This window comes from Paenibacillus sp., assembly GCF_035645195.1.
GTDB lineage: Bacteria > Bacillota > Bacilli > Paenibacillales > YIM-B00363 > Paenibacillus_AE.
The window spans coordinates 252,522-279,230 of the sequence record NZ_DASQNA010000039.1; the positions used below are offsets into that span (position 1 = coordinate 252,522).

General features: G+C 62.0%; 27 protein-coding genes, 1 pseudogene and 2 other annotated features (1 of these 30 cut by a window edge). Of the genes and pseudogenes, 27 read left to right on the forward strand and 1 reads right to left on the reverse strand.

Annotated features, from left to right (window positions below):
- Positions 1-24 precede the first annotated feature (24 nt).
- The 5 genes from VE009_RS21630 to VE009_RS21650 all read left to right on the forward strand — a co-directional run bounded on the left by VE009_RS21630 (position 25) and on the right by VE009_RS21650 (position 5,963).
- On the forward strand, positions 25-1,740 hold the full coding sequence (locus VE009_RS21630) for an ABC transporter substrate-binding protein (protein WP_325011299.1): 1,716 nt from the start codon (positions 25-27) through the stop codon (positions 1,738-1,740).
- Between the two features lie 91 nt (positions 1,741-1,831).
- Positions 1,832-2,794 carry an ABC transporter permease gene (locus VE009_RS21635; protein WP_325011301.1) on the forward strand — a complete coding sequence of 321 codons (963 nt, stop codon included), beginning with the start codon at positions 1,832-1,834 and terminating at the stop codon, positions 2,792-2,794.
- Between the two features lie 13 nt (positions 2,795-2,807).
- Positions 2,808-3,758, forward strand: a complete 951-nt coding sequence (locus tag VE009_RS21640; RefSeq protein ID WP_325011303.1) for a carbohydrate ABC transporter permease — start codon at positions 2,808-2,810, stop codon at positions 3,756-3,758.
- Between the two features lie 19 nt (positions 3,759-3,777).
- Positions 3,778-4,809: an endo-1,4-beta-xylanase gene (locus tag VE009_RS21645; protein WP_325011305.1), complete on the forward strand. Its 1,032-nt coding sequence runs from the start codon at positions 3,778-3,780 to the stop codon at positions 4,807-4,809.
- A gap of 11 nt (positions 4,810-4,820) precedes the next feature.
- Complete coding sequence (locus VE009_RS21650; RefSeq protein ID WP_325011307.1) at positions 4,821-5,963, forward strand: glycosyl hydrolase family 8; 1,143 nt, start codon at positions 4,821-4,823, stop codon at positions 5,961-5,963.
- Here the strand turns inward: VE009_RS21650 and VE009_RS21655 are convergent.
- The gene (locus VE009_RS21655) at positions 5,960-7,009 is read right to left on the reverse strand and encodes an NAD(P)/FAD-dependent oxidoreductase (RefSeq protein ID WP_325011309.1); all 1,050 of its coding nucleotides are present in this window, start codon (positions 7,007-7,009) and stop codon (positions 5,960-5,962) included. The genes VE009_RS21650 and VE009_RS21655 overlap by 4 nt on opposite strands.
- A 178-nt stretch (positions 7,010-7,187) precedes the next feature.
- Between VE009_RS21655 and VE009_RS21660 the strand changes: the two genes are divergently transcribed.
- From VE009_RS21660 to rplA, 22 genes and pseudogenes are all read left to right on the forward strand, one after another.
- The gene (locus tag VE009_RS21660) at positions 7,188-8,036 is read left to right on the forward strand and encodes an ABC transporter ATP-binding protein (protein ID WP_325011311.1); all 849 of its coding nucleotides are present in this window, start codon (positions 7,188-7,190) and stop codon (positions 8,034-8,036) included.
- The gene (locus VE009_RS21665; protein ID WP_325011472.1) at positions 7,990-8,961 is read left to right on the forward strand and encodes an iron-hydroxamate ABC transporter substrate-binding protein; all 972 of its coding nucleotides are present in this window, start codon (positions 7,990-7,992) and stop codon (positions 8,959-8,961) included. Before VE009_RS21660 ends, VE009_RS21665 begins: the two co-directional genes overlap by 47 nt.
- A 1-nt stretch (position 8,962) precedes the next feature.
- Entirely contained in the window at positions 8,963-9,955 is a 993-nt protein-coding gene (locus VE009_RS21670; RefSeq protein WP_325011313.1) for an iron ABC transporter permease, read from the forward strand.
- Positions 9,952-10,959, forward strand: coding sequence for an iron ABC transporter permease (locus VE009_RS21675; protein WP_325011315.1), 1,008 nt, complete (start codon positions 9,952-9,954; stop codon positions 10,957-10,959). The genes VE009_RS21670 and VE009_RS21675 overlap by 4 nt, the downstream gene beginning before the upstream one ends.
- A 167-nt stretch (positions 10,960-11,126) precedes the next feature.
- Positions 11,127-12,497 carry a DNA repair protein RadA gene (radA, locus tag VE009_RS21680; protein ID WP_325011317.1) on the forward strand — a complete coding sequence of 457 codons (1,371 nt, stop codon included), beginning with the start codon at positions 11,127-11,129 and terminating at the stop codon, positions 12,495-12,497.
- A 143-nt stretch (positions 12,498-12,640) separates the two neighbouring features.
- A complete protein-coding gene (gene disA / locus VE009_RS21685; protein ID WP_325011319.1) occupies positions 12,641-13,720 on the forward strand; it encodes a DNA integrity scanning diadenylate cyclase DisA in 1,080 nt (359 codons plus the stop codon).
- 57 nt (positions 13,721-13,777) lie between these two features.
- Positions 13,778-14,590: a CDP-diacylglycerol--serine O-phosphatidyltransferase gene (gene pssA, locus VE009_RS21690; RefSeq protein ID WP_325011321.1), complete on the forward strand. Its 813-nt coding sequence runs from the start codon at positions 13,778-13,780 to the stop codon at positions 14,588-14,590.
- A 131-nt stretch (positions 14,591-14,721) separates the two neighbouring features.
- Complete coding sequence (locus VE009_RS21695) at positions 14,722-15,810, forward strand: PIN/TRAM domain-containing protein (RefSeq protein WP_325011473.1); 1,089 nt, start codon at positions 14,722-14,724, stop codon at positions 15,808-15,810.
- A 147-nt stretch (positions 15,811-15,957) separates the two neighbouring features.
- Positions 15,958-16,632: pseudogene (gene ispD / locus VE009_RS21700) on the forward strand (2-C-methyl-D-erythritol 4-phosphate cytidylyltransferase); the annotation flags it as partial.
- Positions 16,633-16,734: 102 nt separating this feature from the next.
- Positions 16,735-17,211: a 2-C-methyl-D-erythritol 2,4-cyclodiphosphate synthase gene (gene ispF, locus VE009_RS21705; protein WP_325011474.1), complete on the forward strand. Its 477-nt coding sequence runs from the start codon at positions 16,735-16,737 to the stop codon at positions 17,209-17,211.
- Between the two features lie 149 nt (positions 17,212-17,360).
- Positions 17,361-18,827: a glutamate--tRNA ligase gene (gltX, locus tag VE009_RS21710; RefSeq protein ID WP_325011323.1), complete on the forward strand. Its 1,467-nt coding sequence runs from the start codon at positions 17,361-17,363 to the stop codon at positions 18,825-18,827.
- Positions 18,828-18,957: 130 nt separating this feature from the next.
- Positions 18,958-19,196 (forward strand) — a binding site (T-box leader).
- Positions 19,197-19,263: 67 nt separating this feature from the next.
- Entirely contained in the window at positions 19,264-20,004 is a 741-nt protein-coding gene (gene epsC / locus VE009_RS21715; RefSeq protein ID WP_325011325.1) for a serine O-acetyltransferase EpsC, read from the forward strand.
- A 24-nt stretch (positions 20,005-20,028) separates the two neighbouring features.
- Positions 20,029-21,453: a cysteine--tRNA ligase gene (gene cysS, locus VE009_RS21720; RefSeq protein WP_325011327.1), complete on the forward strand. Its 1,425-nt coding sequence runs from the start codon at positions 20,029-20,031 to the stop codon at positions 21,451-21,453.
- Positions 21,438-21,917, forward strand: coding sequence for a Mini-ribonuclease 3 (locus VE009_RS21725; protein WP_325011329.1), 480 nt, complete (start codon positions 21,438-21,440; stop codon positions 21,915-21,917). Before cysS ends, VE009_RS21725 begins: the two co-directional genes overlap by 16 nt.
- Positions 21,910-22,677 (forward strand): 23S rRNA (guanosine(2251)-2'-O)-methyltransferase RlmB, encoded by a 768-nt coding sequence (rlmB, locus tag VE009_RS21730; protein ID WP_325011331.1) that lies wholly within the window; start codon positions 21,910-21,912, stop codon positions 22,675-22,677. Before VE009_RS21725 ends, rlmB begins: the two co-directional genes overlap by 8 nt.
- Positions 22,670-23,182 carry an NYN domain-containing protein gene (locus VE009_RS21735; RefSeq protein ID WP_325011333.1) on the forward strand — a complete coding sequence of 171 codons (513 nt, stop codon included), beginning with the start codon at positions 22,670-22,672 and terminating at the stop codon, positions 23,180-23,182. Before rlmB ends, VE009_RS21735 begins: the two co-directional genes overlap by 8 nt.
- A 115-nt stretch (positions 23,183-23,297) precedes the next feature.
- Positions 23,298-23,948, forward strand: coding sequence for an RNA polymerase sporulation sigma factor SigH (gene sigH, locus VE009_RS21740; protein ID WP_325011335.1), 651 nt, complete (start codon positions 23,298-23,300; stop codon positions 23,946-23,948).
- A gap of 305 nt (positions 23,949-24,253) precedes the next feature.
- On the forward strand, positions 24,254-24,403 hold the full coding sequence (gene rpmG / locus VE009_RS21745; protein ID WP_138198084.1) for a 50S ribosomal protein L33: 150 nt from the start codon (positions 24,254-24,256) through the stop codon (positions 24,401-24,403).
- 16 nt (positions 24,404-24,419) lie between these two features.
- On the forward strand, positions 24,420-24,632 hold the full coding sequence (secE, locus tag VE009_RS21750; protein WP_325011337.1) for a preprotein translocase subunit SecE: 213 nt from the start codon (positions 24,420-24,422) through the stop codon (positions 24,630-24,632).
- 51 nt (positions 24,633-24,683) lie between these two features.
- Complete coding sequence (gene nusG, locus VE009_RS21755) at positions 24,684-25,220, forward strand: transcription termination/antitermination protein NusG (RefSeq protein ID WP_325011339.1); 537 nt, start codon at positions 24,684-24,686, stop codon at positions 25,218-25,220.
- A gap of 110 nt (positions 25,221-25,330) precedes the next feature.
- The gene (gene rplK, locus VE009_RS21760; RefSeq protein ID WP_325011341.1) at positions 25,331-25,756 is read left to right on the forward strand and encodes a 50S ribosomal protein L11; all 426 of its coding nucleotides are present in this window, start codon (positions 25,331-25,333) and stop codon (positions 25,754-25,756) included.
- 57 nt (positions 25,757-25,813) lie between these two features.
- Entirely contained in the window at positions 25,814-26,500 is a 687-nt protein-coding gene (gene rplA / locus VE009_RS21765; protein ID WP_325011343.1) for a 50S ribosomal protein L1, read from the forward strand.
- 43 nt (positions 26,501-26,543) lie between these two features.
- Positions 26,544-26,709, forward strand: a sequence feature (ribosomal protein L10 leader region); it runs 3 nt beyond the window's last position.

Genomic DNA, 26,709 nt, shown 5'->3' on the forward strand with positions numbered 1-26,709 from the left:
GTTTCCGAAAGGGGTTATCGCATCATGAACTCCAGAAAGTGGTGGATCGGGGCGGCTTCCGCCGCGATGCTGTCCGCGGTGATCGGCTGTTCGGGCGGGGGCGGCGCCGCGAACGAACAACCTGCGAACAACGACAACGCCGGCACGACCGGCACCGAGACGGCGGCCGAGCAGCCGGCGGCGAAGGAGAAAGTGACGTTCACCTACTTCAACGCGGCCGCGGCGGCCAGGGACATTAACACGAACGAAACGACGATCGGGAAAATGCTCGAGGACCAAACCGGCGTCAACTTTAAAATCGAGCATTTGGTCGGCGACCTCAATACGAAAATCGGCACGATGATCGCATCCAACGACTACCCGGACGTGCTCATTCCGGACGCGGCGATCGACAAAGTCATCGATGCGGGCGGGTTCATCCCGCTGAACGATCTGATCGAGGAGCATGGCCCGAACATTCAGAAAGTGTACGGCCCGTATATGGAACAGATGAAAGCGCCGGACGGCAACATCTACTTCCTCCCGTTCTCGAACGTCGTGAACGAGTTCATCCCGGATCCGTCCATTATGCAGGGGGCGTTCTGGGTGCAGCGCCGCGTTCTCGAGGAAGCGGGTTTCCCGAAAATCACGAAGCTCGACGATTACTTCAAGCTGATTGAAGACTACATCGCGAAGCATCCGGAAGAGGATTTGACCGGCTTCGTGGCGCTGACGCACGACTGGCGCTTCTTCGCGACGACGAACCCGCCGATGCACCTCGAAGGGTATCCGAACGACGGCAACGTCATCGTCGATATGAACACGTTCGAAGCGAAGACGTACGCGGCATCGGACTCGACGAAGCGGTGGCTGCAGAAGCTGAACGAAATCAACGCGAAGGGCATGTTCGACAAGTCCTCATTCGTAGACAACTATGACCAATACTTGGCGAAGCTGACGTCGGGGAAAGTGCTCGGGTATTTCGACTACGGCTGGCAAACGCAGAACGCGTCGATGGTGCTGGCGGACGCCGCGAAGGCCGATCCGTCGAAGGACGGATTCCGTTACTTCCCGCTGCCGGTCACATTCGACGGCCGGAAGGACCAGTATCTCGATCCGCCGGGCTTCGTGAAAAACCGCGGCATCGGCATTACGGTCAGCGCCGAAGATCCGGTGCGCATCATCCAATACTTCGACAACTTGCTCAAGGAAGAAAATCAAATTTTGCGCAGCTGGGGCATCAAAGGCGAAACGTACGAGGTGGACGCGAACGGACGCATGTACCGCACGGCGGAGCAAATCGCCAAAATCGACGAGTCGTTCAACGAAACGTTCGGCTTCAAATATTATTCCTGGAACTGGCCGCAATGGGGCAACGGTTCGTCGTTGTCGGACGGCAACGCCGTGCAGCCGGGCGTGCAGCCGGAAGTATTCCAGATGAGCCTTACGGACGCGGATAAAAAGTTCCTCGAAAAATACGGCGTCAAAACGTATTCCGAGCTGTTCGCTCCGCCGGACGAGCGGCCGTGGTACCCGGCATGGGCGATTCCGAAAGAGCAGGGCTCCCCGCAGCAAATTTGGGAAACGAAGAAGGAAGAGCTGACGAAAAAATATTTCCCGAAGCTGGTGCTGTCCAATCCGAACGACTTCGAGGCGGTCTGGACCGAATACACGAACGAAATGGGCAAGCTCGATACGGCAGCCTACGAGAAGTGGATGACGGAAGAGATCCGCAAGCTGATCGAGCTCAACAAAAAATAAGCGCATCGGTGACGAGAGGCCGGCCGGGGGCACGCTACGCGCGCAGCGGCCGGCCTTTTCGCCCGGTTCTGGCGGAAGGAGAGAGAAATGGATGGAGAACGCGCCTCTCGCGTCGCCGCCGCCCGCGGTCCCGGGGAAACCGGCGGGGTTTTTCCGGAAGCTGGCGCAGCAGCGAACGCTCGTGCTGATGTCGGTTCCGTTCCTCGTATGGCTGTTCGTGTTTAAATATTTGCCGCTGTGGGGCTGGACGATCGCTTTCCAGAAGTATCGGCCGGCCAAAGGCTTCTTCGACCAGCAGTGGGTCGGGTTCCAGCACTTTCGGTTTTTGTTCTCGGACGACAATTTCCTGACCGTCCTCCGCAACACGATCGCAATGAGCGCGATCAACCTCGTGCTCGGGTTTACGACGGCGATTACGCTCGCGCTTATGCTGAACGAGGTGCGCAGCGTCGTGTTCAAACGCGTCACGCAGACGGTCAGCTATTTGCCGCACTTCTTGTCTTGGGTCGTGGCCGCCAGCATCGTGCAGCAGACGCTTTCGCCCGACGGCATCATCAATCAATTGTTGGTCGCGTTAGGCTTCGTGGAGAAAGGGAACGAAATTTTGTTCCTCGGCGTCGGCGAATATTTCTGGGGCATTTTCGGCGCCGCCTCGGTATGGAAGGACGTCGGATGGAACACGATCGTGTACCTGGCGGCGATGACGATGATCGACCCGGCGCAGTACGAAGCGGCGGAGATCGACGGGGCGGGGCGGTTCCAACGGATGTGGTACGTGACGCTGCCAGGCATCAAGCCCGTGGTCATCGTGCTGCTCATTATGCAGATCGGCTACTTGCTGCAAGCCGGCTTCGAGCCGCAATATTTGCTCGGCAACGGCATGAACGTCGAATATTCCGAAGTGATCGATATCTTCGTTTTGAAATACGGCATCGCGCAAGGCAACTTCTCGCTCGGCGTGGCCGCGGGCATCTTCAAGACCGTCGTCAGCTTCGCGCTCGTGTTCTCGGCCAACCATCTCGCGAAGCGGATGGGCGAATCCAGATTGTTCTGAAGGAGGGATCGGCATGCAAACGACCGCGGTTCCGCCGAAGCCGCAGAAGCGCAAATCGTACCGGCGGCATCAATCGCTGGAGGACCGGGTGTTCGACGCCGTCAATTACACGCTGCTAGTGCTGCTGATGATCGTAACGTTGTACCCGTTCGTGAACACGATCGCGATTTCGCTCAACCAGGCGAGCGACACGGTGCGGGGCGGCATCCATTTGTGGCCGCGGGAATTTACATGGAACAACTACATTTACGTGTTCCGCGACGCCGCCGTCCTGCACTCCACGATGATCTCGGCGCTGCGCACGATTCTAGGCACGGTGCTGACCGTCTTCTGCTCGGCCATGGTCGCGTACACGATCAGCCGCCCGGAATACGTGCTGCGCAAATTCGTGACGATCGCCTTCATCATGACGATGTATTTCGACGGAGGTTTGATTCCGAACTTCTTGCTCATCCGCGAGCTCGGCATGATCGGGACGTTCTGGGTGTACGTCATTCCGGGACTCGTCGGGGTGTTCAATCTCATCATTATCCGGTCCGCGATCGACGGGCTGCCGGAGAGCATCTTGGAATCCGCCCGGATCGACGGCGCGGGGGAGTTCACGAACTTCGTCTACATCGTGCTGCCGCTGTGCGTGCCCGTGCTCGCGACCGTCGCGTTGTTTACGGCGGTGTACCAATGGAACTCCTGGTTCGACGTCTTCCTGTTTAACTCGTCGTATCCAGAGTGGAGCACGCTGCAGTACGAGCTGCAGAAAATACTGCAAAACTCGAATTCGTCGATGTCGGCCAAATCGGCGATCGACGCGTTCGCGAACGCGGACAACCAATTGGCCAACGCCGTCACGCCGGTCGCCGTGCGCGCGACGATGACGATCGTCGCCTCGGTCCCGATCATTCTGGTATATCCGTTCCTGCAAAAATATTTCGTCAAAGGCATGATGGTCGGCGGCGTCAAAGGATAATCGGAGAGGAGCGATAGGCATGAACCAAACGCTGCGGGAGGCGTACCGAGGCTTCTTCGACATCGGGGCGGCGGTGAACGCGAGGACGATTCGCTCGGCGGGCGAGCTGATCGCCGCCCAATATAACAGCATTACGGCGGAGAACGAAATGAAGCCGGAGCGCGTCCATCCGGAGGAAGAGCGATACACGTTCGAGGAGGCGGACGCGATCGTTGCGTTCGCCCGGGCGAACGGGCTGCGCATGCGCGGGCACACGCTCGTGTGGCACAACCAGACGCCGGATTGGTTTTTCGAGGACGGCCGCGGCGGCAAGGCGGCCAAAGAGGCGGCGCTCGCCCGCCTGCGGTCGCACATCCGAACGGTCGTCAAAAGATTTGCCGGGGACGTGTATTGCTGGGACGTCGTGAACGAGGCGGTGGACGACGCGGGGCAGGATGCGCTTCGCGCGACCAAATGGCTCGACGTCGTCGGCCCGTCGTATATCGCGAAGGCGTTCGAATTCGCCCATGAGGCCGACCCGAAGGCGTTGTTGTTTTACAACGACTATAACGAATCGCACCCGGCGAAGCGGGAGCGCATCTACGCGCTCGTGAAGTCGCTCGTGGAAGCGGGAACGCCGATTCACGGCGTCGGGCTGCAGGCGCATTGGAATTTGTACGATCCGCCGCTGGACGACATTCGCCGGGCGATCGAGCGGTATGCGTCGCTCGGCCTCCGGCTGCACATCACGGAGATGGACGTCTCGATGTTCGCGTTCGACGACCGCCGTACGGACCTCGCCGAACCGACGGACGACATGCTCGCCTTGCAGGAGGAGCGGTATGAATCGTTCTTCCGCGTCTTCCTCGAGTACCGCGAGGCGATCGATTCGGTTACGTTCTGGGGCGCTGCGGACGATTACACGTGGCTGCACGATTTCCCGGTGCGCGGGCGGACGAACTGGCCGCTCCTGTTCGATGCGCGGCATCGGCCGAAGCGGTCGTTCGAACGGGTCGCCGCGTTGGCGGAGGCGGCGAAGCGCGGTTCGGGCGCGGGGGGAGCATCGCGGTGAGGAGGACGGCTATGCGAGAAGGAGCGTTGGCCAAGGGAATGTATCGAAACGTGTTTGCGGAGCTCGGGTACGCCGAGGAAGAGATCGATGCGCGGCTTCAAGAGGCTTGGGAAGGGTTGTTCGAGGGAAACGAGCATACGCGCATCTACTATCCGGCGGGCGACGATATGGGCTACCTGCTCGACACGGGCAATTTGGACGTGCGCACGGAAGGGATGTCGTACGGCATGATGATGGCCGTGCAGATGGACCGACGGGACGTCTTCGACCGCATTTGGAAATGGACCCGCACGTATATGTACATGACGGAAGGGGAGAACGCCGGCTATTTCGCCTGGTCCTGTCTCCCCGACGGGCGGCGCAACTCGAACGGCCCGGCGCCGGACGGCGAAGAATATTTCGCGATGGCGCTCTTCTTCGCTTCGCATCGCTGGGGGGATCGGGAGCCGCCGTTCGATTACGGCGCGCAGGCGCGCGAGCTCTTGCGCACCTGCCTGCATAAGGGCGAGGACGGCGTCGGACAGCCGATGTGGGACCCGGGCAACAAGCTGATCAAGTTTATTCCGAACTGCGATTTTTCGGATCCTTCGTATCATCTGCCGCACTTCTACGAGTTGTTCGCGCTGTGGGCCGATCCGGACGACCGCAAGTTCTGGAAGGAAGCGGCGGCGGCGAGCCGGGACTATTTGACGATCGCCTGCCACCCCGTTACGGGCCTCGCTCCGGAGTACGCGCATTACGACGGCCGGCCGAACGACGAACGCGGGTACGGCCATTTCTTCAGCGATTCGTACCGCGTCGCGGCCAACATCGGGCTCGACGCCGAGTGGTTCGGCATCGACGAGCGGCTCCGCGCCATCGTCAATCGGATTCAGGCGTTCTTCGCGGACAAGGAGCCGGCGGATTACCGCCGCTACACGATCGCGGGCGAGCCGTTCGACGAGCCTGCTCTTCATCCGGTCGGGCTGCTCGCGACGAACGCGATGGCGTCGCTCGCGGCGGACAGCCCGCACGCGCGCTCCTGCGTCGAGCGGCTCTGGAACACGCCTCTTCGGCAGGGCGATCGGCGATACTACGATAATTGCTTGTATTTCTTCGCGATGCTGGCGTTAAGCGGCCGCTATCGCATCTGGATGCCGCAGGCTCGAAGCTAACCGATCCACTGGCGCACCAGCTGACGGTTGCGCTCCTTGAACGCCTCGTTATGGGACGACACCATGCCCGCCTTGGGCGCGTCCGGCTCGATGAACAGCTTCGCCTGATTGACGGCGTTCGCTGCATCCTGGAACGCGCCTGCGATCAAATGCACCTTGCCGGGATGCGCCAGAATGTCGCCGGCGGCGAACAGCCCCGGCACGGACGATTCGCCGCGCGCGCTGCCGTCGATATAATAGCCGTCGGCGCGCGCGACGTTTAAGTCGCTGTTGTCGAGCAGCGACGCGTCCCGCTCGTAGCCGTGGTTGATGACGACCTCGTCCACATCGAGGAGCGTCGTCTCCCCGGTGAGGCGGTTCGTCAGCTCCACGCGCTCGATCGCGTCATGATTCGCGTTCGCGATCAGCTTCGTGATCGACGTGTGAAAATAGCAGACCGCCGAGCTGTTCAACAGCTGCGCCACCTGAGCTTCGTGCCCGGACAGCGCCTCCTTCCGATGCGTCACATACACTTGCTTCGCCACGGGCAGCAGCTCGTTGGCCCAATCCACCGCCGTGTTTCCGCCCCCCGAAACGATGACGCGCTTCCCCTTAAACTGCTTCAGCGATTTCACCGTGTAGTGCAAATTCGACACCTCGAACCGTTCGGCTCCTTCGATATCGAGCTTTTGCGGGTTTAGGATGCCGCTGCCGATCGCGACGATGACCGTTTTGGACCAGTGGACGGCGCCAGAGGCTGCGCGCAGGACGAATCGCCCGCGATCGTCGCGCGACATCGAGACGACGCGTTCGTTCAAGACGACCGTCGGGTCGAACGTCAGCCCCTGCGCGACGAGCTGCTCGATCAGCTTCGCGCCAGGGGTCGGCGTCAAGCCGCCGACGTCCCAAATCATTTTCTCGGGATAAATGTGAATTTTGCCGCCCAGCCGCGGTTGGTATTCGATCAGCTTCGTCTTCATCCCCCGAAGGCCGCTGTAGAACGCGGAATACAAGCCTGCAGGCCCGCCCCCGACGATCGTCACGTCATATAGATCCTCACGCTCCAACGCGCTTTGCCTCCCCAAAAACGACGTTAATGATTATCATTCTCAGTAAATCATACCCGGGATTGCCTTCCTTTTCAAGACGAAAAATACATCTTGACAAGATTAAAAAGGGCGATTTATAGTTTTTTAACAGTGAGACTGATTCTCATTATCGGATAAAACGAGTGGAGGTGGGGGCATGTTCAGCCGACTGCACACCGAGTCGATCAACGTCGGGTACGGCGATCGATTGATCGTGAAAGATTTGAGCGTGCGCATACCCGACCGCAGCGTCACGACGATCGTCGGTCCGAACGGCTGCGGAAAATCGACGCTGCTCAAAGCGATGACGCGCATCGTGAAACCCCAGTCCGGCGCGATCGTGCTGGACGGGAAGAGCATTACGTCCGAAAACACGAAACAGCTCGCGAGAAAGCTCGCGATATTGCCGCAGACGCCGGAGGCTGCGAGCGGGCTGACGGTGGGCGAGCTTGTATCCTACGGACGGCACCCGCATCAGCAGGGCTTCGGCCGGCTGACGAAACGAGATATAGAGGTTATCGATCAGGCGCTTCGCGCCACCGGCACGATCGAGCTTAAAAGTCGGCCGGTCGACGCGCTGTCCGGCGGTCAGCGGCAGCGCGCGTGGATCGCGATGGCGTTGGCTCAAGAAACCGACATGATTTTCCTTGACGAGCCGACCACGTACCTCGATATGGCGCATCAACTGGAAGTGCTGGAGCTGCTTCGGCGGTTGAACGAGGAAGAGCGGCGGACGATCATCATGGTGCTGCACGACTTGAATCAAGCGGCGCGGTATTCCGACTATATGATCGCGATGAAGGACGGGACTGTCGTCAAAGCGGGCCGGCCGGCCGACATTATGCAGCGCAGCGTGCTGAGGCACGTGTTTCGCGTCGATGCGGACATCGGCGCCGATCCGCGCACGGGCGCGCCGATGGTGATCACTTACAATTTACTCAAGGGAGAGACGGAACATGATGAGAAAACTATGGATCCCGCTGTTCGCGCTGTCGCTGTTCATTAGCGCCTGCGGAGGGCAGCCGGCGGAGGAGACCGGCGCCGCGGCTGCCGAAGGGACGGGCGCGGAAGGCGCGAATACGGAAGGAGCCGCTCTGGCGGCCGAAGCGACGGACGGAGGCACGATCACGTACCAATCGGAGAACGGCCCCGTCGAGGTGCCGGCGAATCCGCAGCGCGTCGTCGTGCTGTCGTCGTTCGCGGGCAACGTCATGGCGCTCGGCGTCGACGTCGTCGGCGCGGACAGCTGGTCGAAAAACAATCCGAGATTCGCGGAAGGGTTGAAGAACGCGGAGGAAGTGTCCGACGAAAGCTTGGAGAAAATCATCGAGCTGGAACCCGACCTCATTATCGGTCTATCCAACATTAAGAACGTCGACAAGCTGAGCCAAATCGCGCCGACGGTGACGTATACATACGGGAAGGTCGATTATTTGACGCAGCATCTCGAAATCGGGAAGCTGCTGAACAAGGAAGCCGAAGCGAAGGCGTGGGTCGACGATTTCAAAGCGCGCGCGCAGCACACCGGGGAGCGAATCAAGGCCGAAATCGGGGCCGACGCGACCGTCTCCGTCATCGAAAGCTACGACAAGCAGCTGTACGTGTTCGGCGACAACTGGGGGCGCGGCACCGAAATTTTGTATCAAGAAATGAAACTGGGCATGCCGGAGAAAGTGAAGGAAGCGGCGCTGGCGGCGGGCTGGTATGCGCTCTCCCTCGAGGCGCTGCCGGACTTCGCCGGCGACTACTTGATCGTCAGCAAATACGCGCAGGCGGACAATTCCTTCATGGAAACGGAGACGTACCGAACGATCCCCGCCGTGCAGAACGGCCGCGCGTTCGAGGTCAACGCCAGCGAATTTTATTTCAACGACCCGCTGACGTTGGAATTCCAGTTGGCATTTTTCGAATCGAAGTTTTTAGGAGAATGATATGGCCAAGCGCACGCTAATCTGGATCTCGGGCCTCGTCCTTCTCGCTTGCGCGACGCTGACGGCGCTGCTGTCCGGCGCCGCGGACATCGGACTGCGCGACGTGTGGGCGGCGCTCGCGGCCCCGCACGAGGCGGGCGCGAACGCCGCCATCCTCCGCGACATCCGGATGCCGCGCGTCGCCGCCGCTCTCGTCGTCGGCGCGGCGCTGGCGACGGCGGGCGCGATCATGCAGGGCATGACGCGCAATCCGCTGGCCGACCCGGGCTTGCTCGGCTTGACGGCCGGGGCGAACGCGGCGCTTGCGTTCGCTATCGCGTTCCTGCCGCAGGCCGGCTCGTTCGGGCTGATGCTCGTCTGCTTCGCGGGCGCCGGCGTCGGCAGCCTGCTGGTGTTCGGCGTCGGCGCGCTGCGCCGAGGCGGGTATTCGCCCGTTCGCATCGTGCTCGCCGGCGCGGCCGTCTCTGCGTTCCTATACGCCTTGGCGGATGCCGTCGGACTGATGTTCCGCATTTCGAAGAACGTCTCCATGTGGACGGCGGGCGGCTTCATCGGCGCGACGTGGGACCAGCTCGCCGTCGTCGGTCCCGCCATCGCCGCGGGACTCGCCGCCGCGATGCTGTTCTCTAAGCAGCTCACGATCCTGAGTCTTAGCGAAGAGGTCGCGGTCGGTCTCGGCCAGCGCACCGCCTGGGTGAAAGCGGCGCTGTCGGCGGTCGTCGTGCTGCTCGCCGGCGCTTCCGTGGCGCTCGCCGGCAGCCTCGCCTTCGCGGGCTTGATGGTGCCGCATCTCGCCCGGGCCGTCGTCGGCACCGATTATCGGCTCGTCCTGCCGATGTCGGCGATCGGCGGCGCGGCGCTGATGGCGGCCGCCGACACGGCCGCGCGCACGGTGCACGCGCCGTTCGAAACGCCCGTAGCGGCCGTCGTCGCCATCCTCGGCGTGCCGTTCTTCTTCTTCATCGTCCGCAGAGGGGGGAGAGCGTTCGCATGATCTCTCGCGAACTGATCCGCAAGCAGCGCCTGCTCCTCGCCGCGCTGCTCGCGCTCATCGGCATAACGGCGGTCGTCGGCGCGGGACTCGGCTACTCGTCCTTGTCGTACGACCGGCTGCTGCCGACGCTGCTCGGCCGCGGCACGTTCAAGGAAGAGTTCGTGCTCTTCTCCGTCAGGCTGCCGCGCATCGCGATCACCGTCCTGGCCGGCGCGGCGCTCGCGCTGTCCGGCGCGCTGCTGCAGGGCGTCGCGCGCAACGATCTCGCCGACCCGGGCATTCTCGGCATCAACGCCGGCGCGGGCGCGGCCATCGCCGTCTTCTATTTATTCGTCCCGATCGACGCGCGCGCGTTCGCCTTCGCGATCCCGCTCGTCGCTTTCGCCGGCGGGCTGTCGACCGCCGCCGCCGTATACGCCTTCGCGTACACGCGGCGGGACGGTCTCCATCCCGTCAAGCTCGTCCTGTCGGGCGTCGGGCTCTCCATGGCGCTTTCCGGGCTGATGGTCGTCCTCATCTCCGCTTCGGAGCGGGCGAAGGCCGAATTTATCGCCAAGTGGCTGGCCGGCGGCGTCTGGGGGGCGGACTGGCTGTACGCGGCGGCGGTCGCGCCTTGGCTGCTGGCGCTCGTCCCGTATGCGCTGTACAAAGCGCGCCGCCTCGACCTGCTCGCCTTAAGCGAGCCGTCGGCCGTCGGCATCGGCGTCGACGTCCGGAAGGAACGCGCTTCGCTGCTGCTCGCGGCGGTCGCCTTAGCTTCCGCCGCCGTGTCGGTGACGGGGGGCATCGCGTTCGTCGGCCTCATGGCGCCGCATATCGCGCGCGGCTTGGTCGGTCCCCGGCATCGTCTCCTGCTGCCGGCGTCGCTGCTGATCGGCGCCTTCCTGCTGCTGCTCGCGGATACGATCGGACGCAACCTCGCCGATCCGGACGGACTGCCGGCGGGCATCATCGCGGCATTGATCGGCGCGCCGTATTTTCTCTACTTGCTCATGCGCAAATGACCGCGCCCCTCGCGTCCGGTGCTCACCCGGAATCGGGGGCGTTTTTCGTTTTTTCCGAGATTTTCGCGCGATTTGCATTCCGCCTGCGGCTCGAATGAGGTAGAGTAGAGAGAAAGGATTCGCCGCCAAGCCGCGGCGTCCTACGCACAACGGAGAAGGAACGCGATATGGCTAAAAGCAAAACGAAATTCGTCTGTCAGGAATGCGGGGCGGAATCGCCCAAGTGGCTCGGCAAATGCCCGGGCTGCCACGCTTGGAATACATTCGTGGAAGAAATCGAAACCGTCGTCAAGACGCCGGGGGTGGCCATCCCCGGGGCGTCGGCGTCGCGGGAGCGCCCGCGGCGCATCGCCGACATCGTCAGCGCGCAGGAGCCGCGCATCGACGCGGGCAGCGGGGAGCTGAACCGCGTGCTCGGCGGCGGCCTCGTGCCGGGCTCGCTCATCCTCGTCGGGGGCGATCCCGGCATCGGCAAGTCGACGCTGCTGCTGCAGACGTCGCACGCGCTTGCCCGCGAAGGCCGGCGGGTGCTGTACGCGACGGGGGAGGAATCGTCCCGGCAGATCAAGATGCGCGCCGAGCGGCTCGGCGCCGAGGCGCCGACGCTGTTCGTGCTGAGCGAGACGAACACGGACTATATTTTCGAGGCGCTCGACGAGGTGCGCCCGGACGTGCTCATCGTCGACTCGATTCAGACGATGTACCAGCCCGGCGTCGCGTCGGCGCCGGGCAGCGTGTCGCAGGTGCGGGAATGCACCAGCCTGTTCATGCGCATCGCCAAGCAGCGCGGCGTCGCGACGCTTCTCGTCGGCCACGTGACGAAGGAGGGCGCGATCGCCGGCCCGCGGCTGCTCGAGCACATGGTGGACACGGTGCTCTACTTCGAGGGCGAGCGCCACAACACGTACCGCATGCTGCGCGCGGTGAAAAACCGGTTCGGCTCGACGAACGAAATCGGCATTTTCGAGATGATCGAGAACGGCCTGACCGAGGTGAAAAATCCGTCGGAGCTGTTTCTGTCCGAGCGGCCGCTCGGCGTCGCCGGCTCGACGGTCGTCGCCTCCATGGAAGGGACGCGGCCGGTGCTCGTCGAGCTCCAAGCGCTCGTCTCGGCGACGAACTTCCCGTCGCCGCGGCGGATGGCGACCGGCGTCGATTACAATCGTCTCAACCTTATCATCGCCGTGCTGGAGAAGCGCGTCGGCCTCCATATGCAGACGCACGACGCGTATCTGAACGTCGCCGGCGGCGTCAAGCTGGACGAGCCGGCCGCCGATCTCGGCATCGCCGTCGCGCTCGCGTCCAGCTTCCGCGACCGGCCGACGCGCCCCGAAGACGTCGTCTTCGGCGAAGTCGGCCTGACCGGCGAAGTGCGCGGCGTCTCCCGGCTCGACCAGCGCGTCAACGAGGCGCTCAAGCTCGGCTTCCGCCGCGTCGTCGTGCCGGAGAAGAGCCTGAAGCAGTGGACGCCGCCGCGCGGCATCGAGGTCGTGCCCGTCGGCACGGTCGCCGAGGCGCTGCAAATTTTGCTGCCGTGACCGCCGCGGTCCGCCGCGTGCGGCGCGGAATTTCGCGCTTGCGCATAAAAAATGAAATCCGAGTGCAAACTCGGGAGTTTTTTATATACAATAGTTAGTAAGGATTTGTGCGATCGATCGTCCGCATCGTCAGGAGGGTACCCATGGTCAAGGAAGAACACGCGCCAGAAATCATGAGCGGACTGCTTCAGCTCGTGGCGCCCGGCACGCCGTTCCGGGAAGGGCTCGAGAACGTGCTGCGCGCGAAAACCGGCGGTTTAATCGTCTGCGGCTATTCGCCGGAAGTAATGGATCTCGTGGACGGCGGGTTTTCCATTAATTGCGATTTCTCGCCCAATTATTTGTACGAGCTGGCGAAGATGGACGGCGCGATCATATTAAGCGAAGATTTAAAGCGCATTTTGTTCGCCAACACGCAGCTGATCCCGGACTCGTCGATCTCGTCGTCGGAAACCGGCATTCGGCACCGGACGGCGGAGCGCGTCGCGAAGCAGACGGGCAAGCTCGTCGTGTCGATCTCGCAGCGCCGCAACGTGATCACCTTGTATCAGGGGCATCTGCGATACGCGCTTAAGGATATGGGCGTCATTCTGACGAAGGCGAACCAAGCCATTCAGACGCTGGAGAAATATAAAGCGGTGCTCGAGCAGGCGCTGACGAATTTGTCGGCTTCCGAATTCGAGGAAATGGTGACGCTTCACGACGTGATCAACGCCCTGCAGCGCGCCGAGATGGTGCTGCGCATCAAAGCGGAAATCAACCGGTACATTAACGAGCTCGGCAACGAAGGCCGGCTCATCTCGATGCAGCTCGAGGAGCTGGTCACCGGCGTCGAGGACGAAACGTATTTGCTGCTGAAAGATTACATGCGAGAGCCGGCGGAGGAGAAGCTGCGCGACGCGCTCGCGAACCTCATGCGCGCGCCGGACGACGAGCTGCTGGAGGATTACCATATCGTGCGGATGCTCGGCTACCCGAACACGACCGCGATGATGGAGGAGTCCTTGTCGCCCCGCGGGTTTCGGATGCTGAGCAAAATCCCTCGGCTGCCGACGCTGATCATCGCCAATTTGGTCGAGCAGTTCGGGCAGCTGCCGCGGGTATTGGCGGCGACGATCGAGGAGCTCGACGAAGTGGACGGCATCGGCGAGGTGCGCGCCCGGACGATCAAGGACGGTTTGAAGCGGATCCGGGAGCAGGTGCTTGTCGACCGGCATATTTAGGGAGCAACGGTATCGGCGAGCATTTCGGGTATCATATAGGGCAGAGGTGTGTAGCCGATGGGTTTGAAGCAACTTCCGAACTGGTTCACGGTCGGGAATTTATTTTTAGGGATATTGGCCATCATCATGGTGTTCAACGAGCGCTCCGACATGGCCTCCATTCTGGTCATCATCGCGATGCTGCTCGACGGCCTGGACGGCCGGGTCGCCCGCGCCTTGAACGCGCAGAGCGAATTCGGGAAGGAGCTCGATTCGCTGTCCGACGTTATCTCGTTCGGGGTCGCGCCGGCCTTCGTCATGTACGTGGCGGCGTTCCAAGGGCTGCACGAGGCGCTCGGGTGGATCGTGACGGCGCTGTTCCCGATTTGCGGGGCGCTGCGGCTCGCCCGGTACAACGTCAGCGCCGGCTTGCCCGGTTACTTCCTCGGGCTGCCCATTCCGGCGGCGGGCGGGGTGCTGTGCACGCTGGCGCTGTTCGCGGACGACATCCCGATTTGGGTGATGGTGCTGTCCTCGCTGGCGCTGTCGTTCTTGATGGTCAGCACGGTCAAGTACCCGAACTTTAAGCAGCTGGGCCTCTCCAAGCGGGTCGTCTGGATTACGCCGTTCATCATTATCGGCGCGGCGTCGGTCGCGGTGCTTCATCCCGGCTGGGCGTCCAAGCTGCTCTTCATTCCGCTGCTGCTGTACGCGCTGTTCGGCCTCCGGAAGAACGTCGAGGTGATCGCGAAGGCGGCCGGCCGGCGGGTGCGCGCGGTCCGGGGGCAGCGTCCGCTGCTGGCGCGGCGCGGCCGGAAAACGAAGCTGCTCCGGTTCGGCGGGCGCCGTTCGCGGGACGGGGCGGATTCGAACGAACCGAAGCAAGATTGAACTTACCGAACGGGCCGAATCGGGACCGTCCTATGCCGTACGCGGCCGGGGCGGTTTTTTTGTGTTCCCGGATTAACCTTCCAAAAAGTGGACCATACTTGTAAGGACACTTTGAAGGAGGTGAGCACGTGATGCGGAACAACATGATCCGTTATGCGGCGGCGGCGATCGGCGGCTTTGTCGGCTATCGGATTTCGGATGCGTTTCAGCACGACTTTTTAGGGTACTTCGTTCCGGGCGTCGCGTTCGGCTCGGTGGAAGGCCAAGGCTACGGCATGGCAGTCGCGTTTGCTATTCTTTTCTATTACGGCTATTCCCTGACGACCCGGTTCGGGAGCATCGCGCTGCGGAAAGCGGAGGAGCGGCTGTCGGCGATGCCGGCGGCGGAGGCGGCGGCGGGCGTCGCCGGGTTGATTGTCGGTTTGATCGTTTCGGCGCTGCTGTATCCCGCGTTCCGGGCGTTCGGCGCGTTGGCGCCGTGGCTGGCCGCGCTCGCGTCGATCGGGCTCGGCGTCCTCGGGGCGCGGTACGCGCTCGCGAAGCGGGAGGAGATCGCCGGCTGGATCGGCGGGTTCCGGACGGCGAAGCCGCCGGAGGATACGAGGCGGGTGGAGGAGCATAAAATCCTCGATACGAGCGTCATCATCGACGGGCGCATCGCCGACATTTGCAAGACGGGCTTCCTGGAAGGCACGCTGGTCATTCCGGAATTCGTGCTGGAGGAGCTGCAGCATATCGCGGACTCCTCGGATTTGCTCAAGCGCAACCGCGGGCGCCGCGGACTGGACATTCTGAACAAAATTCAGAAGGAGCTCGACGTGAAGGTGCTGATCTACGAAGGGGACTACGACGACGTATCCGAAGTGGACAGCAAGCTCGTCAAGCTGGCGAAGGCGCTGCGGGGCAAAGTGGTGACGAACGACTTTAACTTGAACAAGGTGTGCGAGCTGCAAGGCGTGTCGGTGCTTAACATCAACGATCTCGCCAACGCGGTCAAGCCGGTCGTGCTGCCGGGCGAAGAAATCATGGTTCAAGTGATCAAGGACGGCAAGGAGCACGGCCAAGGCGTCGCTTACCTCGACGACGGCACGATGATCGTCGTCGAAGGCGGGCGCGATTACATCGGCATGCACCTGGAGGTGCTCGTGACGAGCGTGCTGCAGACGTCGGCGGGACGGATGATTTTCGCGAAGCCGAAGCTGCTGGAGAAGGCGCAGTAAGGGCGGGACGTCTCCGACGCGCGGTTCGCGGCTCCGCGTTCGCCGGACGGCTGACGGCCGGAACGGCAGGATCGCCCGGCCCGCTCGAAATCGTTCCGTCGCTTGTGGTATCATAGACGGAATGAAGGTTACGTAAGGGGTTAGGTTATGGCGACGACGGGAGCCGTTATCGTCGCCGCGGGCGTCGGCAAGCGGATGAACGCGGCGGTCAGCAAGCAATACATACCGGTCGGCGGCAAGCCGATCGTGGCGCATGCGCTGGAGGCGTTCGAGCGGGCCGCGTCGGTCGACGCGGTCGTGCTCGTCGTCGGCGCGGGCGACGAACCGTTCGGCGAACGGCTGGCCGCGGAATGCGGGGCGCGCAAGGTCGTCGCGGTCGTCGCGGGCGGCGCCGAGCGGCAGCATTCGGTGCTGCGCGGCGTCGAGGCGCTGCTCGCGCGGCGGCCGGACGCGGCGTGGGTGCTCGTGCACGACGGCGCGCGTCCGCTCGTGACGCCGGACGTCATCGACCGCAGCCTCGCGGCGGCGGCGGACACCGGGGCGTCCGTGCCCGGGGTGCCGGTGAAGGATACGATCAAGGCGGTCGACCGCGGCGGATTCGTCGTCGGGACGCCGGAGCGCAGCAGCTTGTGGGCGGTCCAGACCCCACAAGCTTTTCGCGTTGATTTGCTGCTCGAGGCGCATCGCCGCGCGGCGGAGGAGGGCTTCCTCGGCACGGACGACGCGATGCTCGTGGAGCGGCTCGGCGTGCGCGTGCGCATCGCGGAAGGAGATTACCGGAACGTCAAGGTGACGACGCCGGAGGATCTCGGGGCCGTGGAACGGATGCTGGAGGAGCGGAAGGCGGAAGGTTTGACGCCGGGGGAGCGGGAGCGCGCGAGTGCGAACCCTTCTGCGGCGGCGGAGAAAGGCGGGGGAGAAACGATGATTCGGGTAGGACAAGGTTTCGACGTGCACGCGTTCGCGGAAGGGCGCAAATGCATCATCGGCGGCGTGGACATTCCGTTCGAGAAAGGGCTGCTCGGGCATTCCGACGCGGACGTGCTGCTGCACGCCGTGGCGGACGCGGTGCTCGGGGCGCTCGGGCTCGGCGACATCGGCAAGCATTTCCCGGACACCGATCCGGCGTTCAAGGACGCGGACAGCGTCAAGCTGCTCGAGCACGTGTGGAGCCTCGCGAAGGCGCGCGGCTACAAGCTGGGCAACGCGGACTGCACCGTCATCGCGCAGCGGCCGAAGATGGCGCCGCATATCGAAGCGATGGTTCGCAACATCGCGAAGGCGCTAGAGGCGGAGCCGGAGCAGGTGAACGTCAAGGCGACGACGTCGGAGAAGCTCGGCTTCACCGGCCGGGAAGAGGGCATCGCCGCGCAGGCGGTCGTGCTGCTCGTGCGCGCGTAATCGCCCGCGGCGAAACGCCCGGGGCGAGGGCGCGAAGGGCTGCGGCGAACGCGCGCTTGCAACCTTCGCCGCAGCCGCTATTATAGTAGGATAGAAGCAAGCAACTGCACTTATTTTCGATACGATACGAACATTCGGAGGCGTGGATCATGGCCGGCAACGTTACGGTACGCACGCGTTACGCGCCGAGCCCGACGGGGCATCTGCACATCGGCGGGGCGCGTACGGCATTATTCAGTTATTTGTACGCCCGGAACAAGGGCGGGGAATTCATCATCCGCATCGAGGACACCGACCAGTCGCGGCACGTGGAGACGGGCATCGACAGCCAGCTGAACGGGCTGAAGTGGCTTGGGCTGGAGTGGAACGAGAGCGTCGACGTGGGCGGCCCGTACGGTCCGTACCGCCAGCTGGAGCGTCTTCCGATTTATAAAGAATACGCGGACAAGCTCATTGCAGGCGGCCATGCGTATTACTGCTACTGCACCGAGGCGGAGCTCGACGCGGAGCGCGAAGCGCAGGAAGCGCGGGGCGAAATGCCGCGCTACAGCGGCCGCTGCCGCACGCTGACGGCGGAGCAGGAAGCGGCGTACCGCGCGGAAGGGCGCAAGCCGACGATCCGGTTCCGCGTGCCGGCGGACGCGACGTACGTCGTCGAGGACGAAATCCGGGGCCGCGTCGAATTCCAATCGAGCGACATCGGCGATTGGATCATGGTTCGCCCGGACGGCGTGCCGACGTACAATTTCGCGGTCGTCATCGACGATCATTTGATGCGCATCACCCACGTCATCCGCGGCGAGGAGCACTTGTCGAACACGCCGCGCCAGCTGATGGTGTACGCCGCGATCGGCGCGGAGCCGCCGAAGTTCGGCCATCTGCCGCTCATTTTGAACCAAGACCGCAAGAAGATGAGCAAGCGCGACGAATCGATCATCCAGTTCATCGAGCAGTATCGCGAGCTCGGCTACTTGCCGGAAGCGATCACGAACTTCATCGCGCTGCTCGGCTGGTCGCCGGGCGGAGAGCAGGAGATTTTCAGCAAAGACGAGCTTATCGCGCAGTTCGGCCTCGACCGCATCTCGAAGAGCGGCGCCGTGTTCGACACGGAGAAGCTGAATTGGATGAACAATCACTACCTGCGCGCGGCGGAGCTCGATCGCGTCGTCGATCTCGCGATTCCGCATCTGGTCAAGGCGGGCCGCATTCCGGCCGAGCTGACGCCGGAGAAGCGCGAGTGGGTGACGGCGCTCGTAGCGCTGTATCTCGAGCAGCTGCGGTACGCCGCGGAAATCGTCGAGCTGTCGGCGATGTTCTTCGAGGAGACGCCGACGGTCGAGGAAGAAGCGGCGGCCGTGCTGGCCGAGGAGCAGGTGCCGACGGTGCTGCGCGCGTTCGCGGAGCAAGTGAAGGCGACGCCGGATGAGGCGTATTCGGCCGACGCCGTGAAGGCGATGCTCAAGACGGTGCAAACGGAGACAGGCTTCAAAGGCAAGCAGCTGTTCATGCCGATCCGCGCGGCGCTCACCGGGCAGACGCACGGCAGAGACTTGAATCAGACGCTGTGGCTGCTCGGCAAAGAAACGGTGCTGGCCCGCTTGGAAGCGCGTTTGTAAACGGGCTGCGGGGACGCGCGATGGTTGGCTGCGCTTGCGCCTGACACGCTTTTCGATCCGCGGCGAGTTCCGCCGGGGACTGCCGAGGGAGTTGTCAAACGGCACGGCACTCGATATACTGGAAACATCATGAAAGGCTGCGAACAGGAGAAGTACGTCGGCCCGCGGTTCCCCAGAGAGGACGGTCTCGCTGAAATCCGTCCGAATCGCCCCGATCGAAGTGCGCCTGCGAGCCGACCGCCGAACCGATCCCGGTAGGCGCGTCCGGGTGGTCCCCGTTACGAAACCGCCCAAGAGCGGTCGAGACGCGAAACAATCTCGACCCGAAGCAGAGTGGAACCGCGTAGGAATGTTACCGACGCCTCTGCAGCCGAATTGCGGCTGCGGGGGCGTTTTTTGCATCCGCATTTACTTTGAGACAGGGGGTCGATACGCCATGGGGAAACGATTCAATTGGCTGCAAACGATGCGCTCCGATATCGAAGCCGTCTTCGATAACGATCCCGCGGCCCGCAGCGTGCTGGAGGTCGTGCTGACGTACTCCGGCGTGCATGCCATTTGGGCGCACCGCGTGGCCCACGCTTTGTACAAGAGGCGGTGGTTCGGCCTCGCGCGCCTCATTTCGCAGGTGAGCCGGTTTTTCACCGGCATCGAAATCCATCCCGGGGCCCGAATCGGGAGGCGCTTGTTCATCGACCACGGCATGGGCGTCGTCATCGGCGAAACATGCGAGATCGGCGACGACGTGGTGCTGTATCAGGGCGTCACGCTCGGAGGCACCGGGAAGGAGAAAGGCAAGCGCCACCCGACGATCGGCAGCAACGTCGTCGTCGCCTCCGGCGCGAAGGTGCTCGGCTCGTTCACCGTCGGCGATTATTCGCGCATTGGAGCGAACGCCGTCGTGCTGCAGGAGGTGCCGCCGTACAGCACGGTCGTCGGCATCCCGGGGCGCGTCGTGCGCGTCAACGGGCAGAAGGTGAAGGATAAGCTCGACCACGGCAATATCCCGGATCCGGTGCTCGAGCTGCACCGGCAGGTGACGGCCGAGGTCGCCGAGCTGCGGGCGGAAGTGGAACGGCTGAGGGCGGAGCTGGCCGAGGAGCGGAAGCGGCGCGAGGCCGAAGCCCGCGAATCCATCGGAGCCGCCGCAGCGAAGCCGGAACGCGAACATGTTTGAAATCGAGAAGGAGTTAAGAAGACTATGACTACGAACGTACCGACGATTCACATCTACAATACGATGACGCGGCGCAAGGAAAAGTTCGAGCCGCTCGTCCCCGGCCGCGTAACGATGTACGTCTGCGGTCCGACGGTTTACGATCTCATCCATATCGGCAACGCGCGCCCGCTCATTTTCTTCGACGTCGTGCGCCGCTACCTGCAGCGGTTCTACGAGGTGACGTACGCCGTCAACTTCACCGACGTCGACGACAAGCTGATCCGCCGCGCGGAGGAGACGGGCACGAGCGTGCCGGAGCTCGCCGAGCGCAACATCGCCGACTTCATCCAAGATTCGCAGTCGTTGAAAGTGTCGCCGGCGACGCTCCACCCGCGCGTGACCGAAAACATGGACGAGATCATCGCCTTCATCGCGGAGCTCGTCGAGCGGGGCTTCGCGTACGAAAGCGGCGGCGACGTCTACTTCCGCACGGAGAAGTTCCCGGAGTACGGCAAGCTGTCGCATCAGAACCTCGAGGAGCTGCAGTTCGGCACGCGCGTCGCGGTCGACGAGCGCAAGGAGTCGCCGCTCGACTTCGTGCTGTGGAAGGCGGCGAAGCCGGGCGAAATCAGCTGGCCGTCCCCGTGGGGCGAAGGGCGCCCGGGCTGGCACATCGAATGCTCCGCGATGGCGCGCAAGTATTTGGGCGACACGATCGACATCCACGGCGGCGGCATGGACCTCACATTCCCGCACCACGAATGCGAAATCGCCCAGTCCGAGGCGGCGACGGGCAAGCCGTTCGCGCGCTACTGGATGCACAACGCGTTCCTGAATTTGAACGACGAGAAAATGTCGAAGTCGCTCGGCAACGTCGTCAACGCGCGCGAGCTGGCGAGCCGGCATAAGCCGGAAGCGATCCGCTTCCTCATGCTGTCGACGCATTACCGGAACCCGCTCAATTTCACGGACGAAGGGCTCGAGCAGGCGCAGAACGGCCTGACGCGCATCGCCAATTCGCGGTCGAACCTGAAGCACGCTTTGAAAAGCGTTCCCGCGGATGCGGACGGCGAAGCGGCGGGCGAAGCGGAGGCGCTTGCGCGCGTCGAGGCGATCCGCGACATGTTCCACGCGAAAATGAGCGACGACTTCAATACGCCGGACGCGATCACCGCGGTGTTCGAGCTCGTGTCGGAGGCGAACGCGGCAATCGCCGGCGGAACCGCGAGCGCGAAGCTGCTCGGCCGAATCGATGAGCTGTTTCAAGAAATGGACGCGATCTTGGGCATACTGACGGAAGAGGGCGAAGATTTGCTCGACGAAGAGATCGAGCGCCTCATCGCCGAGCGCACCGAAGCGCGCAAGGCGCGCAATTTCGCGCGCGCGGACGAAATCCGCGACCTGCTGGCCGCGCAGGGCATCGTGCTCGAGGACACGCCGCAGGGGATCCGTTGGAAACGAAAGTAGGGCGAACGCCGTTGATAAACGACCTTGCAGGATTTCAATTTTTCGCGCCGCCGGAGCCGCCGCATCTCGTCAGCCCGCTCGCGCTGGCGTACCTCGGCGACGCGGTGTACGACCTGTTCGTGAGGCAGTACGTGCTGTCGCGGCCGAGCCGCCGCCCGAACCAGCTGCACCGCGAGGCAACGCGCTTCGTCTCCGCGAAGGCGCAGGCGCAGGCGGTCCGGCGGATCGAGCCGGAGCTGACCGACGAAGAGCGGGACATGCTGCGGCGAGGCCGCAACGCGAAATCGCACGCCGCGCCGAAAAATACGGACGTGCTCGATTACAGGCACAGCACCGGCTTCGAATGTTTGATCGGCTACTTGTATTTGACGCGCCGCTACGAGCGGCTCGAAGCGCTGCTGCGCCTCGCGATGGATCTCGCGCCGGATGCGAAGGCTGGGGAAGGAAGGAATTCAGATGAGTGAAGAAATTATTGCCGGACGCCACCCGGTGCTCGAGGCGATCCGGTCGGGGCGAACGATTCATAAGATCATGTTCGGCGAAGGGGCGCAGGGCATCGGCCCGGTGCTCGCCGAGGCGAAGGCGGCCGGCATCGTGACGCAGCAGGTCGACAAGCGCAAGCTCGACCAGGCGGCCGTCGGCGTCCGCCATCAAGGCATCGTGGCGATGGTCGCCGAGCGGGCGTACGCGGAGCTGGAAGATCTGTTCGCGGCCGCCGAGGCGTCCGGCGAGCCGCCGCTGTTCGTGCTGCTCGACGAAATCGAGGATCCGCACAACCTCGGCTCGATCCTTCGAACCGTCGACTGCGCGGGCGCGCACGGCGTCATCGTGCCGAAGCGCCGCTCCGCGGGGCTGACCGCGACCGTCGCCAAGACGTCCGCCGGCGCGATCGAGCACGTGCCGGTTGCGCGCGTGACGAACCTCGCGCAGACGATCGACGAGCTGAAGGAGCGCGGCGTCTGGATCGCCGGAGCGGACGGCTCCGCCGAGCGCGACGTGTACGGGACCGATCTGAAGATGCCGCTCGCCATCGTCATCGGCAACGAGGGCAAAGGGCTCGGCAGACTCGTGCGGGAGCGGTGCGACTTCCTCGTCAAGGTGCCGATGTTCGGGCGGATCAACTCGCTCAACGCGTCGGTCGCCGCGTCCTTGCTGCTGTACGAGGCGGTGCGCCAACGCCGCGCGCTCGGCGCCGCGGCCGCGGGACGCGGGACGAATGGATGACGTTCTCATCGTCGACGGGTACAACGTCATCGGCGCGTGGCCGCAGCTGCGCGAGCTGCGCGACGATCGGCTGGACGAAGCCCGGGATCTGCTGATCGACGCGATCGCGGACTACCAAGGTTACTCCGGCATGAAATGCATTATCGTATTCGACGCTTATAATGTTCCCGGCTTAGGCCGTCAATACAACCTCCGCAAGGTAGAGGTGCATTATACCAAGGAGAAGGAAACGGCGGACGAATGCATCGAGCGGCTCGTCAAGCAGCTGACGCGCCGGCGCCGCCAAATCTACGTCGCCACATCCGATTTCACCGAGCAGAACGTCGCTTTCGGCAGCGGCGCGCTGCGCGTATCCGCGAGAGAATTGCTCGTCAAAGTGAGAGAAAGCCAGAAAGAGGTGTCCGCCCGCGTGCAGGAAAAACCGTTGTCCGAGCGGAACACCTTCGACAAGCACCTTAGCGGAGACCTTCGGGAGAAGTTCGAGAAATGGCGAAAAGGCCAGTAAAATAAAGGGTTCTCGGGATTTGGAAGGTTGACGGTTCTCGAAACCATCATGTATACTTGTCTTAACTTTCGAGCGGTATTGTGATGGCTGCTCTAAGCGGGCCGGAGGGATAGTAGTGAGCGTCGACTTCAGAGCGTCAGCCAAGTCCGAGTATGAACTGATTCCAGACGAAGATGTGGTCGAGGCGGTTCGCGGCGGAAGCAGCGAGGCCCTGGAGCATTTGATCAATAAGTACCGCAACTTCGTGCGAGCGAAGGCGCGGTCCTACTTTTTGATCGGGGCCGATCGGGAAGATATCGTTCAAGAAGGCATGATCGGGTTGTACAAATCCATCCGCGATTTTCGCGGGGACAAGCTTGCGTCGTTCAAGGCGTTCGCCGAGCTGTGCATTACCCGGCAGATCATCACGGCGATCAAAACCGCGACGCGCCAAAAGCACATCCCCCTGAATTCCTACGTTTCCTTGGATAAACCGATCTACGACGAAGATTCCGATCGCACGCTGCTGGACGTCATTTGCGGCTCGAAAATGTCCGACCCCGAAGAACTCATCATCAATCAGGAAGAGTTCAGCGGCTTGGAAGATAAGATGGGCGAAATTTTGAGCGACTTGGAGCGTCGGGTGTTAATGCTGTATCTCGACGGGCGGTCGTACCAAGAAATCGCGGTCGATCTCGACCGACACGTGAAATCGATCGACAACGCGCTGCAGCGCGTCAAGCGGAAGCTTGAACGTTATTTGGAAGTGCGCAACATCAGTTACTGAAACGGACCAGGCGTCGCCGAGGTCCGTTTTCGTTTGAGGGAGAAACGACGACGCGATTTGTTAAATTCCGGTTTATTCGCGGCGACTTTTGCCGATACTGGAACCATCGCGGATCGCGTCCGAAGCCGGCTGCTCGCAGCGTGTCAATCAATTTTCTTGACACGGGAAACCCCCTGTGATAAAGTAGTTCAGGTAGCCCAAAAAATATGCTGCTTTTTTTGTTGTGAGCCTTTATGCGGGCAAACCGCGAGAGGTTCCGAAATATTACGCTTCTGTTTAGAAGGCTAGTCCAGGAGGTGTTCCACATGCGGGTAATCGTTACATTGGCTTGCACGAGCTGCAAGCAGCGGAACTACACGACAAGCAAGAACAAGCGCTCTCATCCGGACCGCATCGAGTTGAAGAAATTCTGCCCGTATTGCAATTCCCATACGGCCCATCGCGAAACGCGGTAATTCTGGAGGTGCTCTAGTGGCTTTCTTAGCTCGCTTGAAGCAAAGCTTCGGGTCTACCTTCTCGTTCTTCGGCGAGGCATGGGCCGAACTGAAGAAAGTGAAATGGCCGACCCGGAAAGAACTGATCAGTTACACGCTCGTCGTCCTGTTCGCCTGCGTGTTCGTGACGATCTATTTCTACGTTCTGGACTTCGGGATTTCCAACGTAATCCGCGCGATTTTGGAATAACTAATCGATCCCGGTGGTGACCCGAAGATGATGGAGAAATCGACTCCGAGCATGGAGAAAAGATGGTACGTCGTTCACACGTACTCGGGGTATGAGAACAAGGTGAAAGCCAACCTCGAGAAACGCGTCGAATCGATGGAGATGCAGGACAAAATTTTCCGCGTGCTCGTTCCGACGGAAGACGAAGTCATTACGAAGGACGGCAAACGGAAGACGGTGACGCGCAAGGTGTACCCGGGGTACGTCATGGTGGAGATGATCCAGACCGACGACTCGTGGTATGTCGTGCGAAACACTCCTGGAGTGACGGGGTTCGTCGGCTCTACCGGTTCCGGCTCTAAGCCGATACCGTTAATGCCTGAAGAGGCGGAAGCGATATTAAAGCATATGGGCATGGAAGAAGCGCCGCGCGAAACGCACGATTTCGAATTGAAAGAGTCCGTTCGCGTAAAAGTGGGTCCGTTCGCGAATTTTGTCGGTTCGATCGAAGAGATTCTGACCGACAAAGGGAAGCTGAAGGTCCACGTCAACATGTTCGGTAGAGAAACGCCGCTTGAGCTCGACTACACTCAGGTGGAGAAGATATAACGGAGCGGATTATCCGTCCCCTTATCCGACACTCGTGGCAGCGTTGACGTTGCCTGTGGGAGGGTTTTGCGGCCCGTTTCACCACACTTTTTGAAGGAGGTGTAACACACATGGCAAAAAAGGTCATCAAAATGGTCAAATTGCAGGTTCCTGCAGGCAAAGCCAACCCGGCGCCGCCAATCGGTCCTGCGCTCGGTCAAGCGGGCGTCAACATCATGGCGTTCTGTAAAGAATTCAATGCGCGCACGCAAGATCAAGCAGGTTTGATCATCCCGGTCGTGATTACGGTTTTCGAAGACCGTTCGTTCACGTTCGAAACGAAGACGCCGCCGGCTGCAGTTCTTCTGCGCGTCGCCGCAGGCATCGAGAAAGGTTCGGGCGAGCCGAACAAGAAGAAAGTCGCTACGGTTAAGCGCGAGAAAGTGCGCCAAATCGCCGAGCAAAAAATGCCCGACCTGAACGCGGCGTCCGTCGACGCGGCGATGAAGATGGTCGAAGGCACGGCTCGCAGCATGGGAATCGTCATCGAAGACTGATGCGTTCCCGAACAGTGGGAGGACATTCCGCTATCACCACTCTAGGAGGATAACAACATGCCAGGAAAGAAATATCAAGAAGCTGCGAAGCTGATTGACAAAGAAACGTTGTACGATCCGGAACAAGCGATCGAACTCGTAAAGCAAACGGCGAAAGCGAAATTCGACGAAACGGTCGAAGTCGCAGTACGCCTGGGCGTAGACCCGAAGAAGCAAGACCAAGCCGTCCGCGGCGTCGTCGTACTCCCGCACGGTACGGGTAAGACGAAGCGCGTTCTCGTATTCGCGAAAGGCGACAAAGCGCGCGAAGCCGAAGCGGCAGGCGCCGATTTCGTCGGCGACCAAGACATGATCAACCGCATCCAGCAAGGCTGGTTCGACTTTGACGTCTGCGTAGCTACGCCGGACATGATGAGCGAAGTCGGCAAGCTGGGCCGGATTCTTGGCGGCAAAGGCCTCATGCCGAACCCGAAAGCGGGCACCGTTACGTTCGACGTAGCGAAAGCCGTTCAAGAAATCAAAGCAGGTAAGATCGAGTATCGCCTCGACCGCGCGGGTCAAATTCACGCGCCGATCGGCAAAGTTTCGTTCGATGCCGACAAGCTCGTTGCAAACCTCCGCGCGCTGGTAGATGCGTTGAACCGCGCGAAGCCGGCTTCCGCGAAAGGCGTGTATCTGAAAAACATCGCGGTTTCGTCCACGATGGGCCCGAGCGCTCGCGTCAACACGCAAACGTATCGCTAATCGATACCGCACAAGCGGGTTAGACCGTACTTCACCGGCATTCTAAACTTGAATAAACCAACCGTAGACAGCAGGCGCCGGACCTCCGGCTTAATCTCCTGCCGAGGTGTTATGATAAGACTCGAGCGCGCGATGGCGGCCTTGTGGCCGCGTCGCGTCCGAAAGTCGTCATGCAGCCTTCGTGTCTACGGAGGCTGTTCTCGTTTGTT